General features: G+C 61.6%; 13 protein-coding genes. All 13 read left to right on the forward strand.

Annotation, left to right across the window (positions count from 1 at the left end):
• The first annotated feature begins 162 nt into the window (after positions 1-162).
• The 13 genes from mraZ to ACODR9_RS05440 all read left to right on the forward strand — a co-directional run bounded on the left by mraZ (position 163) and on the right by ACODR9_RS05440 (position 14,406).
• Positions 163-609: a division/cell wall cluster transcriptional repressor MraZ gene (gene mraZ, locus ACODR9_RS05380; protein WP_159880230.1), complete on the forward strand. Its 447-nt coding sequence runs from the start codon at positions 163-165 to the stop codon at positions 607-609.
• Positions 606-1,568, forward strand: coding sequence for a 16S rRNA (cytosine(1402)-N(4))-methyltransferase RsmH (gene rsmH / locus ACODR9_RS05385; RefSeq protein WP_488808038.1), 963 nt, complete (start codon positions 606-608; stop codon positions 1,566-1,568). The genes mraZ and rsmH overlap by 4 nt, the downstream gene beginning before the upstream one ends.
• Entirely contained in the window at positions 1,565-1,837 is a 273-nt protein-coding gene (ftsL, locus tag ACODR9_RS05390; protein ID WP_089082941.1) for a cell division protein FtsL, read from the forward strand. The genes rsmH and ftsL overlap by 4 nt, the downstream gene beginning before the upstream one ends.
• Positions 1,837-3,588: a peptidoglycan D,D-transpeptidase FtsI family protein gene (locus ACODR9_RS05395; protein ID WP_488808040.1), complete on the forward strand. Its 1,752-nt coding sequence runs from the start codon at positions 1,837-1,839 to the stop codon at positions 3,586-3,588. The genes ftsL and ACODR9_RS05395 overlap by 1 nt, the downstream gene beginning before the upstream one ends.
• A gap of 11 nt (positions 3,589-3,599) precedes the next feature.
• A complete protein-coding gene (locus ACODR9_RS05400) occupies positions 3,600-5,078 on the forward strand; it encodes a UDP-N-acetylmuramoyl-L-alanyl-D-glutamate--2,6-diaminopimelate ligase (RefSeq protein WP_488808041.1) in 1,479 nt (492 codons plus the stop codon).
• Entirely contained in the window at positions 5,075-6,451 is a 1,377-nt protein-coding gene (locus ACODR9_RS05405) for a UDP-N-acetylmuramoyl-tripeptide--D-alanyl-D-alanine ligase (RefSeq protein ID WP_488808042.1), read from the forward strand. The genes ACODR9_RS05400 and ACODR9_RS05405 overlap by 4 nt, the downstream gene beginning before the upstream one ends.
• A gap of 1 nt (position 6,452) precedes the next feature.
• Positions 6,453-7,538: a phospho-N-acetylmuramoyl-pentapeptide-transferase gene (gene mraY / locus ACODR9_RS05410; RefSeq protein ID WP_488808043.1), complete on the forward strand. Its 1,086-nt coding sequence runs from the start codon at positions 6,453-6,455 to the stop codon at positions 7,536-7,538.
• 12 nt (positions 7,539-7,550) lie between these two features.
• Positions 7,551-8,930: a UDP-N-acetylmuramoyl-L-alanine--D-glutamate ligase gene (gene murD, locus ACODR9_RS05415; protein WP_488808044.1), complete on the forward strand. Its 1,380-nt coding sequence runs from the start codon at positions 7,551-7,553 to the stop codon at positions 8,928-8,930.
• On the forward strand, positions 8,927-10,084 hold the full coding sequence (gene ftsW / locus ACODR9_RS05420; protein WP_488808045.1) for a putative lipid II flippase FtsW: 1,158 nt from the start codon (positions 8,927-8,929) through the stop codon (positions 10,082-10,084). Before murD ends, ftsW begins: the two co-directional genes overlap by 4 nt.
• A 119-nt stretch (positions 10,085-10,203) precedes the next feature.
• Positions 10,204-11,292 carry an undecaprenyldiphospho-muramoylpentapeptide beta-N-acetylglucosaminyltransferase gene (gene murG / locus ACODR9_RS05425; protein ID WP_488808046.1) on the forward strand — a complete coding sequence of 363 codons (1,089 nt, stop codon included), beginning with the start codon at positions 10,204-10,206 and terminating at the stop codon, positions 11,290-11,292.
• Positions 11,293-11,331: 39 nt separating this feature from the next.
• Positions 11,332-12,726 (forward strand): UDP-N-acetylmuramate--L-alanine ligase, encoded by a 1,395-nt coding sequence (murC, locus tag ACODR9_RS05430; RefSeq protein WP_488808047.1) that lies wholly within the window; start codon positions 11,332-11,334, stop codon positions 12,724-12,726.
• A 53-nt stretch (positions 12,727-12,779) separates the two neighbouring features.
• Positions 12,780-13,691 carry a D-alanine--D-alanine ligase gene (locus tag ACODR9_RS05435; RefSeq protein ID WP_488808048.1) on the forward strand — a complete coding sequence of 304 codons (912 nt, stop codon included), beginning with the start codon at positions 12,780-12,782 and terminating at the stop codon, positions 13,689-13,691.
• Complete coding sequence (locus tag ACODR9_RS05440) at positions 13,681-14,406, forward strand: cell division protein FtsQ/DivIB (RefSeq protein WP_159880208.1); 726 nt, start codon at positions 13,681-13,683, stop codon at positions 14,404-14,406. The genes ACODR9_RS05435 and ACODR9_RS05440 overlap by 11 nt, the downstream gene beginning before the upstream one ends.
• Positions 14,407-14,413 lie beyond the last annotated feature (7 nt).

Raw genomic sequence — 14,413 nt, forward strand, 5'->3', positions numbered from 1 at the left:
AAGCACATTTTCACCCTACCGCTAAGTCATTGTCGCAAAAGGTGAATTAGTGTCGAGCGATGTTGACCATGGTGAAGTTCTTTCTTATAGTGGCGGAAAGTGGGGTGAAGTGGGTAAAAGTGGGGCGACGGCCCCTCAACTTTCAGCGGTGGTGTCCAAGTCATGATTGGTGGAGTCAGCATTGTCTCTCTTGATAGCAAGGGTCGTTTGGCCATTCCGGCCAAGCACCGTGAGACACTGCTGTCCGCGTTTGGCCACAAGCTGGTTGTCACTCTCGAATCCCCCGACCATCTGCTGATTTATCCCGAACCTAACTGGCGTCCGGTCGAAGCCCGCCTTCTCGCCCTTCCCACCGGCAATCCCACGCTGAAACGCTACCAGCGCCTCGTGCTAGGCCACGCAGAAACGCTGGAAATGGACAGTGCCGGACGCATCCTGCTGCCTTCCCGCCTGCGCGAACTGGTCGGTCTCGACAAGGACGTGTCCCTGGTGGGCATGGGTAACCGCTTCGAGTTGTGGAATGCCGAGGAATGGGACAGCCAGACCACGGAAGCACTGGCGATAGACCAAGCCGATCTGGCACAACATCTTGGAGATTTTACGCTGTGAGTCCCACCCCGTACGTGCACCGCACGGTTCTGCTTGCCGAGGCTGTCGCCGCGCTCGCCATCAAACCTGATGGCGTGTATGTCGATTGCACCTTCGGTCGAGGTGGCCATAGCCGGTTGATCCTGTCGCAGTTAGGCCCGCAAGGCCGCCTGATTGCCTTTGACAAGGATCCGGAAGCCATTGCCGAGGCCGACAGGCTGGCGGCAGAAGACGCACGCTTCACCATCGTCCACAACGGTTTCGAGACCCTGGGTCAGGAACTGGCCCGTCTGGGCGTGACGGTGGTGAATGGCGTGCTGATGGATCTGGGCGTGTCCTCACCCCAGATTGACGATGGCCGTCGCGGCTTCAGTTTCCGCTTCGACGCGCCGCTGGACATGCGCATGGACACCACGCGCGGCATAACCGCCGCCCAGTGGCTGGCCACTGCGGAAGAAGACGAAATCAAAGAGGTCATTAAGACTTATGGTGAAGAGCGGTTTGCTCGCAAGATCGCAGCAGCCATTGTTGCGCAACGGGAGCTCGCTCCCATCCAGACCACGCGTGAGCTCGCCTTGCTCGTTGGGCAAAACGTCCGTACTCGGGAACCGGGTCAGGACCCAGCCACGCGTACCTTCCAGGCGATCCGGATCTTTGTGAACCGCGAGCTGGACGAGCTGAAGGCGGTTCTGCCGCAGGCAGCACGCCATCTGGCGGAAGATGGCCGGCTGGCCATCATCAGCTTCCACTCACTGGAAGACCGTATCGTCAAACAATACCTGCGCGATGCCAGCAGCGTGGAAAAGCTGCCCAGCTGGGTGATGGTGCGTGCCGAAGACATGGCCAGGCCACCGCTGGAAACCGTGGGCAAGCCGGTGCGTGCTTCGGAAGAAGAAGTGCGTGACAACGCCCGTTCGCGCAGCGCCATCATGCGTATTGCCCAACGCACCGCTGCACCGTGGCGCGAGGGGGATGCATGAACCGTCTGTGCGCGATCCTTCTGGTGCTTGTGGTGGTGTCCGCCTGGTCGGTGGTCACCTCGCAGCACGTATCGCGCAGGCTGTACAGCGACCTGCAGAAAGAGCAGAAATCTGCCCAGCAGCTGGAGGTCGAGTACGGCCAGCTTCAGCTGGAGCAAAGTACCTGGGGAGCGCATGCGGTGATTGAAAAGGCCGCTGGCACCCGTTTGGGCATGCATACCCCGGATCCCCGCCAGATCCAGGTGATTTCACCACGGGGAGGTGCCTGATGCGCACCAGCTATTCAGCCCACCAGCGTGAACGTATCGCCGACGCCAGCCCTGCCCTGAAAATGACGGCAGGGCGTGTGCGTTTTGTACTGTTGATGCTGGGCCTGCTGTTTTTGGCGCTGATTGGTCGGGCCATTTATCTGCAAGTGGTGCAGCAGGATTTCCTGCAAGGCCAGGGCGAGGCGCGTTTCCGTCGCGCCATGACGCTGGAAGCTAACCGTGGCGTGATTACCGATCGCAATGGCGAACCGCTGGCCATCAGCTCGCCGGTGCAAACCATCTGGGCCAGCCCGGCTGATATGGAGCCGGTCCCGCCGGCCAAGCTGCGCGAACTGGGCAGCCTGCTGGACATGTCGCCGGAAGAACTGGCCACCAAGCTGTCTGATCGCAAAAAAGAATTTGTCTACATCAAGCGCCAGATCAACCCGGAAATCGCCGACAAGGTGATGGCGCTGGGTATTCCTGGCATTGCCAAACAGCAGGAATACCGCCGTTTTTACCCCGCTGGCGAAATCATCTCCCACATCATCGGTTTCACCGGGGTGGATGGCAAAGGCCAGGAAGGCGTGGAGCTGGCGCGCGAGAAGATGCTGGCTGGCAAGGATGGTCGCCGCGTGGTGATCAAGGACCGCCGTGGCCATATCATCGAAGACGTAGCCGCCATCGAGCCGCCCAAGGATGGGCAGACCCTGGCTCTGGCGGTGGATCATCGCATTCAGTACCTGGCTTACCGCGAAATCAAGGCGGCAGTGGAAGAGAACAAGGCCAAGGCTGGCAGTGTGGTGGTGCTGGATGCCAAGTCCGGCGAGCTGCTGGCGCTGGCCAACTATCCTTCGTTCAACCCCAACAACCGCGTTGGCACCACGCCGGAAATGCTGCGTAACCGCGCGGTGATCGACCTGTTCGAGCCGGGCTCCACCATGAAGCCGCTGTCGATTTCGCTGGCGCTGGAACACGGCAAGGCCACGGTCAACACCGTGCTGGACACCCACAGCTACATGATCGGCCCGGCTACCATTCGCGACGTATCGGCCCAGCCCAGCCTGAATATTCTCGGCATCATCCAGAAGTCGTCCAATGTTGGCACCAGCAAGCTGGCGCTGATGAACAGCCCGCAGGATTTCTGGACTTATTACGACTCGCTGGGCTTTGGCCGCCCACCGAATACCGGCTTTCCCGGCGAGGCCGCAGGCCGCCTGCGCGACTGGAAAAACTGGCGGCCCATCGAGCAGGCCACCATGTCCTTCGGTTATGGCGTGTCGGTCAGCCTGCTCCAGATGGCGCGGGCTTACACCATTTTTACCAATGATGGCGTGATGTTGCCCATCTCGCTGTACAAAACCAGCAATCCGATGCCTGGCAAGCGGGTGCTGAGCGAAAAAACCGCCCATGAAATGCACGACCTGCTGGTGGCCAACAGCGAACCGGGCGGCGGTGCCGTTGGCGGTCGCATCATCGGTTACAGCATCGGCGGCAAGAGCGGTACCGCGCGCAAGCTGGAGGGCCGCACCTATGTGGCCAACAAGCACCGCGCCCTGTTCATGGGCTTTGCCCCTGGCAAGAACCCCAAACTCATCGTGGCCGTGATGATTGATGAACCCACGGCTGGCAAATACTACGGTGGCGCTATTTCTGCGCCAGTGTTTTCCCAGGTGGCTGGCGGCGCGCTGCGCGTGCTGAATGTGCAGCCGGACGAGCCGTCCAACAACAGCTTGCTGCCGGATTCCACCCCGGTCCCTGCGGATTTTTGAAGAAACAGAACATGAAAAGTCGCCTGACAAGCTTGCCGGACTGGGATCCGGCACAACTGAACCAGCTGGGCTTCCCCATCAAACGGGTTGAAGCTGACAGCCGCCGTGTATTGCCCGGCGATGTCTTCCTGGCCTGCCATGGCGAATATGCCGATGGCCGTGACTTTATTGCTGCTGCGCTGGAAAAGGGCGCGGCTGCGGTGCTGTGGGATGCAGCCGATGGATTTGTCTGGAATCCGGACTGGAATCTGCCCAACCTGCCGGTCCCGGCACTGCGCGAGCGTGCCGGCATGGTGGCGGCGCATGTCTATGGCCAGCCCAGCCAGGCGATGACGGTGATTGGCATTACCGGCACCAATGGCAAGACCTCCATTTCCCACTGGCTGGCACAGGCGTTCTCTCTGCTGGGTCAGAAAGCCGCCTTGATCGGTACCGTGGGCAATGGTTTTTATGGCGAGCTGACTCAAACCACCCACACCACGCCGGACCCGGTGACCGTACAGCAAAAGCTGGCCGAATACCGCCGCCAGGGTGCGCATGTGGTCACCATGGAAGTATCCAGCCACGGGCTGGACCAAGCGCGCGTCAATGGCGTCAGCTTTGCTACCGCCGTGTTTACCAATCTTACCCGCGATCATCTGGACTACCACGGCAGCATGGAAGCCTACGGTGCGGCCAAGGCCAAGCTGTTCCACTGGGAAGGCCTCAAGCATGCGGTCATCAATGTGGATGATCCGTTTGGCCGCCAGCTGGTGCAGGACATCGATGCCAGCCAGACCAAGGTAGTGAGCTATGGCCTGACCCAGGGCGATGTCCGTCCGCTCAGCCTGACCGCCAATCTGGATGGTCTGCATTTGCAGGTGACCACCCCGTGGGGCGATGTGGAGGTGCGCACCGGCTTGGTGGGCCGTTTCAATGCCAGCAACTTGCTGGCCTGTCTGGCCACCTTGTGCGTCAACGGCATCAGCCTGACCGATGCGGCTGCCGTGATGGCGCGTATCCAGCCCGCGCGTGGCCGTATGCAGAGTATTGGTGGCAGCCACGAACCTCTGGTGGTGATTGACTACGCCCACACGCCGGACGCGCTGGAAAAGGCGCTGGCCACGCTGGCCGACATTCGTCCGGCAGGCAGCAAGCTGTATTGCGTGTTCGGTTGCGGTGGCGACCGCGATCCGGGCAAGCGACCGATGATGGGTGACATCGCCGAGCGCATCGCCGATGTAGCGGTGGTGACCAGCGACAATCCACGCACCGAAAACCCGCAAACCATCATCGACCACATTCTGGCCGGCATGAGCCATCCCGGCCATGTCGAGGCCGACCGTGCCGCCGCCATTCACTGGGCGGTGGCCCAGGCGCGGGCTGGCGATATCGTACTTGTCGCTGGCAAGGGCCATGAGGAATACCAGGATATCGCCGGGGTCAAGCACCCGTTCTCCGACTTCCGCATTGCCGAAGAGGCACTGACGGCCTGGGGGGACAAGGCATGATGACCCTGCAGCAGGCGGCGCAACTGGCGGTCGGCACCCTGGTGGGTGGCGATGCCCAGGCACGCCTTGCCCGCGTGGTGACCGACAGCCGTGCCGTACAGCCCGGCGATTTGTTTGTCGCGCTCAAGGGCGAGCGTTTTGATGCCCACGATTTCGTGGCCGATGTATTGGCCCGTGGTGCGGTAGCCGCGCTGGTGGCAGAAGATTTTGCACTGGAAAACGCCTGCTTGATCCGGGTGGACGACACCCGGCTGGCATTGGGGCGTCTGGCTTCATCCTGGGCTGCGCTGCAGCCTGCGGTACGGGTGGGCATTACCGGCTCCAACGGCAAGACCACGGTCAAGGAAATGCTGACCGCCATTCTCAAGGCCCATGCCGGAGAGCAGGCGGTACATGCCACCGCTGGCAACTTCAACAACGACATCGGCTTGCCGCTGACCTTGTTGGGGCTGACCGCATCCCACCGCTATGCGGTGCTGGAAATGGGGATGAACCACCATGGCGAGCTGACTTACCTGACCGGTTTGGCCCGCCCGCAAGTGGCACTGGTCAACAATGCCATGCGTGCGCATTTTGGCTATTTCGCAGACACCACGGATGTGGCGCGAGCCAAGGCGGAAATCTTCCTTGGCCTGCCGGAAGACGGCGTGGCCATCGTCAATGCCGATGATGCCAATGTGGCGCTGTTCCGCAGCGCCGCTGGCAAGCACCGTGTATGCAGCTTCGGCCTGCAACAGTCGGCCGACATCACGGCGCGCGATATCCACCTGCAGGCGCTGGATAGCAGTTTTACCCTGTGCAGCCCGCATGGTGAGCAAGCCATCAGCCTGCCGGCTCCGGGTGAACACAATGTGCGCAATGCGCTGGCCGCTGCGGCCATGGCCTTGGCGCTGGACGTACCGCTGGCCGCTATTGCAGCGGGTCTGGCTGTCTTTGGCAATGCCAAGGGCCGCCTGCAACAGAAAACCGGCCGTCACGGCGGCGTGGTGATTGACGACAGCTACAACGCCAATCCGGATTCGATGAAAGCCGGTATCGACGTACTGGCCCGCCTGCCGGGGCCGCACTGCTTTGTCATGGGAGATATCGGCGAGCTGGGCGAAACCGCGCCCCAGTTGCATGCCGAAGTGGGCGAACACGCCCGCCTGCGTGGCATTGCGCAGTTGGTGACGCTGGGTGAACTCAGCCGTCACGCCGCTGCTGCCTATGGTGATGGCGCACACAGTTTTGATGATTTCGCGGCGTTGGCCAGCTGGCTGGACGCCAATTTGCAAGCGGGAGCTTCCGTGCTGGTGAAAGGCTCGCGCTTCATGCGTATGGAACGGGTGGTGGAACACCTGACGACCGCAAAACAACAAGAAGAGGGAGTGTAAGGTGCTGCTCTGGCTAGCCGATCTGCTGGGTTCTCATATCCGGACTTTCAACGTTGTCTACTACGTCACCCTGCGCGCGGTGATGGCGGCGCTTACCTCGCTGACCATCTCGCTGCTGATGGGGCCGTGGGTGATCCGCAAGCTGACCGAGCTGAAAGTCGGTCAGGCCGTGCGTAACGACGGTCCGCAAAGCCATCTGGTCAAGGCCGGTACGCCGACCATGGGTGGTTCGCTGATCATGCTGTCCATCACCATTACCACCCTGCTGTGGGCTGATCTGTCCAACAAATACGTCTGGCTGCTGCTGGCGGTGATGCTGGGCACTGGCGCGCTGGGCTTTTACGACGACTGGCGCAAGGTGGTGTACAAGGACCCGAAAGGGGTGTCGGCCAAGTTCAAGATGGCTTGGCAATCCACCATTGCCATTGCCGCAGGCATCTTCCTGATTGCCACCGCCAAACTGCCGGCATCCACCGAATTCATCGTGCCCTTCTTCAAGACCGTGGCCTATCCGCTGGGCGTGGTGGGCTTTTGCGTACTGACTTATCTGGTGATTGTCGGTACCTCCAATGCGGTCAATCTGACTGACGGCCTGGACGGCCTGGCGGCGCTGCCGGTGGTGATGGTGGCCTCCGGCCTGTCCATCTTTGCTTACGTGGCCGGCCACGTGGTGTTTTCCCGCTATCTGGGCCTGCCTTTCATTCCGGGCGCGCATGAGGTGGTGGTGTTCTGTGCCGCCATTTGCGGGGCTTGCCTGGGCTTTTTGTGGTTTAACGCCTACCCGGCGCAGGTATTCATGGGTGACGTCGGTGCGCTGGCACTGGGCGCGGCACTGGGTACCGTGGCGGTGATTGTGCGTCAGGAAATCGTGCTGTTCATCATGGGCGGCCTGTTCGTGATGGAAGCCTTGTCGGTGATGATCCAGGTGGCGTCGTTCAAGCTTACCGGCAAGCGGGTGTTCCGCATGGCACCGCTGCATCACCACTACGAATTGAAGGGCTGGAAGGAAACCCAGGTGGTGGTGCGCTTCTGGATTGTCACCATGATGCTGGTGCTCGCTGGCCTGGCTTCGTTGAAATTGCGTTAAGGATTAGGGCTCATGGACTTTGCTGATCGACACATCGCGGTAGTGGGGCTGGGAGGCTCGGGGCTGGCTGCCGCGCGCTATCTGGCGGCCCACGGCGCACGCGTGGTGGTGGCCGATAGCAAGCCCGCGCCCGAGCGCGTGGCCGAATTGCAGCGCCATGTGCCGGGTGCCGAACTGCGCGTCGGCGCATTCGATGCCAGCACCTTTGCCGGTGTCGACATGCTGGTGCTCAGCCCCGGCGTGCCGCTGAAAAACCCCGCCGTGGATGCTTTCCGCCGCGCCGGTGGCGAAGTGGTGGGCGATGTGGAACTGCTGGCCCGCGCCATCAAGGGTAATGCCAGCAAGGTGATTGCCATCACCGGTTCCAATGGCAAGACCACGGTCACCAGTCTGGTGGGCCATCTGTGCCAGCAGGCCGGGCTGGATACCATCGTGGCCGGCAATATCGGCCTGGCGGTGCTGGAAGCTCTGCTGGAACGCGAACAATCCGGCAAGCAGCCAGACGTGTGGGTGTTGGAATTGTCCAGCTTCCAGCTGGAAACCACGTACAGCCTCAACGCCGATGCCGCGACGGTGCTGAATATTTCCGAAGACCACCTGGACCGCTACAACGATCTGCTGGACTACGCTCACGCCAAGACTGCCGTGTTCAACGGCCTGGGCGTGCAGGTGCTGAACCGCGACGACATCCTGGCCCCGGCCATGGTGCGCCCCGGTCATCAGGTCAAATGGTTCTCGCTCAAGCAGCCGGTGGAATACAGCCTGAGCCAGCAGGATGGCGAATACTGGCTGAGCGCGCAGGGCGAGCCGGTACTGCCGCAAGCCAAGCTGCAGCTGCAAGGCCTGCACAATGCCGCCAATGCACTGGCCGCGCTGGCTTTGTGCGACAGCATTGGTCTGGATCGTGTAGCCCTGTTGCAGGGTTTGCAGAGTTTTGAAGGTCTGGCCCACCGCGTGGAGCTGGTAGACGAATTTGGCGGCATCGCCTGGATTGATGACTCCAAAGGCACCAATGTCGGCGCCACCGAAGCCGCCCTCAATGGCATGACCCGCCAGGTAGTGCTGATTGCCGGTGGCGATGGCAAAGGCCAGGATTTCAGCCCGCTGGCCCCGGCCTGCCAGCGCATTGCCCGCGCCGTATTGCTGATTGGCCGTGATGCTGGCCGTATCCGTGCCGCCCTGGCCGATAGCGCCGTGCCGCTGCAGGACTGCGCCACGCTGGAAGAGGCCACCCGCGCCGCCGCCCAACTGGCCCAGCCGGGTGATGTGGTGCTGCTGTCGCCGGCCTGCGCCAGCCTGGACATGTTCCGTAATTACGCCCATCGCGCCCAGGTGTTTATCGATACCGTGGCAGAAATCAAGGCCGCTGCGGTCGGAAAGGGGCAGCCATGATCGTGCACTCGGCGCGCCGCTACACCGCCATCAAACCGTTTGACGAGGCATTGGCCTGGGCCCTGGCCCTGCTGCTGTCCATCAGTCTGGTGATGGTGTACTCGGCGTCGATTGCCTATGCCGAGGCCGATGCCGCCACGCAGAACCGCTATTTCTACTTGATCCGCCACATTATTTTTATGGTGATCGGCCTCTCCGCGTCCTACGTGATGTTTCAGGTGCCCACCCGCATCTGGCAGAAGTATTCCGGCAAGCTGTTCCTGCTGGGCATCGTGCTGCTGGTGCTGGTGCTGATTCCTGGCATTGGCCGGGTGGTGAACGGCTCGCGCCGCTGGATCAACCTGTTCGTGCTGAATTTGCAGCCGTCCGAGATCATGAAATTCGCCACGGTGATTTATGCCGCCGACTACACCGTACGCAAAACCCACAAGCTGCACAGCCTGAAAGAAGGTTTTGCGCCGATGTTTGCCGCCATGGTGATGGTGGCCTTCTTGCTGCTGCGCGAGCCGGACTTCGGTGCCTTGATGGTGGTGATGTCCATTGCCATGGGGGTGTTGTTCCTGGGCGGCATCAATATGCGCATTTTCTCCGGGCTGGCCGTGATGGCGGTGGTGGCCATCGTGTTGCTGATCATCTCTTCGCCGTATCGCCTGAAGCGGGTGCTGGGTTTCATGGACCCGTGGGACGACCCCTATGGCAAGGGTTACCAGCTGTCGCACTCGCTGATCGCCATCGGTCGTGGTGAGTGGTATGGCGTGGGTCTGGGCTCCAGCATTGAAAAGCTGTTTTACCTGCCCGAAGCCCATACCGACTTCATCATGGCGGTGATCTCGGAAGAGTTCGGCTTTGTCGGCATCTGTGTGGTGATTGGTTTGTATGCCTGGATCGTGCGGCGTGCGTTTCACATCGGCGTGGAATCGAAAAAGCTGGAACGCTTTTTCCAGGCGCTGGTGGCGCAGGGCATGGGCATCTGGCTGGGCATTCAGGTGTTTTTCAACATCGGCGTAAACATGGGCCTGTTGCCCACCAAGGGCCTGACCCTGCCGCTGATGTCGTTTGGTGGTTCGGCCATGCTGATGAATCTGGTGGCGATGGCCGTGCTGCTGCGGGTGGATTATGAAAACCGCCGCATCATGCGCGGCTACAAAGTGTAGTCGCGCAGGACAAGCGCCGACAGGCGTGCGAGGGCGAAGCCCCGTGGTGGCGGTTTCTGCGAGGCCGCAGGACGAAGCAAAAATCAGCGCATCATGCGCGGCTACAAGGTTTGATGAAGATGACGAACAGAACGGTCATGGTGATGGCGGCAGGTACGGGTGGACACATCGTCCCCGGCCTCGCCGTGGCCAAAGAGCTACAAGCGCGCGGCTGGAAAGTGGTGTGGCTGGGTACTGAGCGCGGCATGGAAAACAAGCTGGTACCGCCCACCGGCATTCCGCTGGAGCGGCTGGCGTTTCACGGCGTGCGTGGCAAGGGCCTGCTGGGTTCGCTCAAGGGCGTGCTGCAACTAGGCGCGGCTTTTGTGCGCGCAGCACAGCTGTTGTTTCGCCATCGTCCGGATGTGGTACTCGGCATGGGCGGCTATGTCTGCCTGCCCGGCGGGGTGATGAGCGGCCTGCTGTGGAAGCCGCTGGTGCTGGTGAATGCTGATGCCAGCCTGCTGCTGAGCAATAAGGCGCTGCTGCCGTTTGCTCGCAAGCTGGTGTGTGGTTTTGACGGTAGCGCAGCCAAGAGCGGGGCGAAGGCGCTGGTAACCGGCAACCCGGTACGGCGTGAAATCGAAGCCCTGCCAGCCCCGGCACAGCGCATGGCTGGGCGTAGCGGCCCGCTGCGGGTGTTGGTGGTGGGTGGCAGCCTGGGTGCGCGGGTACTGAATCAGACTTTGCCGCAGGCAATGGCGCTGTTGTCGGCCGAGCAACGACCGCAACTGACCCACCAGACTGGCGAGGCCAATTTTGCCGAAGTGCAGGCTGCCTACAGGGCTGCGGGGCTGGAACACGATGTAACGCTGTTGCCGTTTATTGATGACATGCCCAGCCGCCTGGCCGATTGCGACCTGATCATCTGCCGCGCCGGTGCCATTACGGTGAGCGAGCTGTGCGCTGCTGGCGTGGCCAGCATTCTGGTGCCGCTGGTGGTATCCACCACCGCCCACCAGCGCGACAACGCCAAGTGGATGGCAGCGGAAGGTGCGGCGATTCATCTGCCGCAGCAGGAAATGACAGCACAAAAGCTGGCAGACGTTCTGGCTGGTCTTGACCGGCCCGGTCTGCTGGAACTTGCCAGCCATGCCCATGCATTGGCCCGCCCCGGCGCAGCGGCCCGGGTGGCCGATCTGTGTGTGGCACTGGCAGACGAACAGTAATACGGCAGCCACAAGCGGCCAGAAGCAACGAGAAAGAACATGAAACACAGGGTCAAACACATTCACTTCGTCGGCATCGGTGGTGTCGGCATGTGCGGCATCGCCGAGGTTCTGCTGAACCTGGGCTACACCGTGTCCGGTTCGGACATGGCCGATGGTGCCGCCACCCAGCGCCTGGCAAGCCAGGGCGCACGCGTGTTCTTTGGCCATGACGCCACCTATATGGAAGGTGCCGACGTGGTGGTGACCTCCACCGCAGTGAAGGCTGACAACCCGGAAGTGCTGTGCGCGCGTGAACGCCGCATTCCGGTGATTCCGCGCGCCATGATGCTGGCCGAGCTGATGCGCTTCAAGCAAGGCATCGCCATTGCCGGCACCCACGGCAAAACCACCACCACCAGCCTGACGGCCTCGGTGCTGGCGGCAGCCGGGCTGGACCCCACGTTTGTGATCGGCGGCAAGCTGACCGCCGCTGGCACCAATGCCAAGCTGGGTTCGGGTGAATTCCTGGTGGCCGAGGCTGACGAATCGGACGCGTCCTTCCTGCACCTGACGCCGGTGATGGCGGTGATCACCAATATCGACGCCGATCACATGGACACCTACGACCACAGCTTTGACAAGCTCAAACAGGCTTTTGTCGACTTCCTGCACCGCCTGCCCTTCTATGGCCGTGCCGTGCTGTGCGTGGACGACCCGAACGTGCGCGAAATTCGCAGCCGCATTACCAAGCCGGTGACGACTTACGGTCTGGACGATTCTGCCGACATCTATGCCACCAATGTGCTTGCTGCCGGTGGCCAGATGCATTTTGACGTGGTGATCAACAACGACAGCCAGCAGCGCTTCCCGGTTGTGCTCAATCTGCCGGGCCGTCACAACGTATTGAATGCGCTGTCGGCCATTGCCATCGGCCTGGAATGCGGCGCAGATATCGCCTCCATCCAGCGCGGGCTGGCCGAGTTTGCCGGTGTGGGCCGCCGCTTCCAGCGTTATGGCGAAGTGGCGCTGCCGGCAGGCGGCAGCTTCACCCTGGTGGACGACTACGGCCATCACCCGGTGGAAATGGCCGCCACGCTGTCTGCCGTGCGCGGTGCCTTCCCGGACAAGCGCCTGGTGCTGGCCTTCCAGCCGCACCGTTACAGCCGTACCCGTGATTTGTTTGAAGATTTTGTCAAAGTGCTGAACGGCGTGGATGCCCTGCTGTTGTCCGAAGTGTATGCCGCTGGCGAAGCGCCTATCGTGGCCGCCGATGGCCGTGCGCTGGCACGGGCGGTACGCGTGTCGGGCAAGGTGGAGCCGCTGTTCGTGGAACAGATTGCCGACATGCCGCGCACCATCATGGACATCGCCCGTGATGGCGATGTGGTGATCACCATGGGCGCCGGTTCCATCGGTGCGGTGCCGGGCAAACTGGTGGCCGGCAAGCTGTAACTAGCAGGCGAATTTTGGCGGGAGGGGACAGGCCCTCCCAGTAAGGAAATGAAATGAAGCAGTACGGCAAAGTGGCAGTGATGATGGGCGGTAGCTCCGCCGAGCGGGAAATCTCGCTGATGAGCGGCAACGGCGTGTTGAACGCCCTGCTGTCGCGTGGCGTGGATGCCCATGCCTTCGACCCGGCGGAAAAACCGCTGGCAGCGCTGAAAGCAGAAGGTTTCGACCGTGTATTCATCATTCTGCACGGCCCGTTTGGCGAAGACGGCACCCTGCAGGGCGCGTTGGAAACCCTGGGTATTCCGTATACCGGCTGTGGCGTGATGGCATCGGCCATCTGCATGGACAAATGGCGCACCAAGCTGCTGTGGCGCGGGGCTGGCTTGCCGATTCCGGAGTTCGAACTGCTGGACGAAAACAGCGACTTTGCCGCCGTGGAAGCACGGCTGGGCCTGCCGCTGTTTGTGAAACCGGCGACCGAAGGCTCCAGCATTGGCGTCACCAAGGTAAAACAGCCGGGCGAACTGAAAGCTGCGTTTGAAGAAGCCCGCAAGTACGACCCGCTGGTACTGGCCGAGCGCTTTGTCGGTGGTGGCGAATACACCTGTGCCGTGATTGATGGCCAGGCCTATCCCACCATCAAGATCGAACCGGCTACCGAGTATTACGACTATCAGGCCAAGTATTTCCGCGACGACACCGTATACCGCTGCCCGTCCGGCCTGAGCGAAGAAACCGAACAGCGCGCGCGCGCCCTGTGTCTGCAAGCCTTCCAGGTACTGGGTGGCCAGGGCTGGGGCCGGGTGGATTTCCTGATGGATGAGGATGGTGGCATCAATCTGCTGGAAGTGAATACCAATCCGGGCATGACCAGCCACAGCCTGGTGCCGATGGCCGCACGTGCCCAGGGCATCAGCTATGAGGACCTCTGCCTGAACGTGCTGGATATGGTGCATGTGGGATAACCATCAGCTGCTGAAAGGCCTGGCCAATTTCCTGCTGGGTGCCTCGCTGCTGATGTTGCTGTACGCAGGTGGATTCTGGGTCACGCATGCGCCGGTGTTTCCGGTGAAGAAGATCCAGATTCAGGGACAGATGAAAAGAGTGACGCCGGAACAGCTGCGCTTCATTGCCGAGCACGAGCTGACCGGAACCTTCTTCACGCTGGACATCGACAAGACGCGGGCCGCATTCGGCAAGCTGCCCTGGGTGCGGGACGCCCAGGTGCGGCGGCGCTGGCCGGATGCGCTGGAAATTGCAGTGGAAGAACACGTGGCGCTGGCGCGCTGGGGCGAAAACGGGCTGGTGGACAGCCACGGCGACCGCTTCGATGCTGCCAGTGATCAGCAACTGCCGGTGTTTTACGGCCCGGCAGGGGCGGAAAAGGACATGACAGCCATGCTGGCGCGTTTGCGCCAGGGCCTGAAACCGACGGGGCTGGCCCCCAAGGACATCTGGCTGTCGCCACGTCGGGCCTGGCAGGTAGGGCTGGACAACGACATCAAGCTGGATCTGGGTCGTGGCGACGTGGAATTGCGGGTGGAGCGATTCGCCCTGTACTGGAAAGACAAGCTGGCAGCGCTGCCGTACCACATTGATTACGTGGATATGCGCTACCCCAATGGATTTGCCGTGCGGATGCCTGATTACAAGGCACCTCCGGCACAAGTGAAAAAGTAATACCTAG

The organism is Aquitalea sp. FG25 (assembly GCF_057809375.1).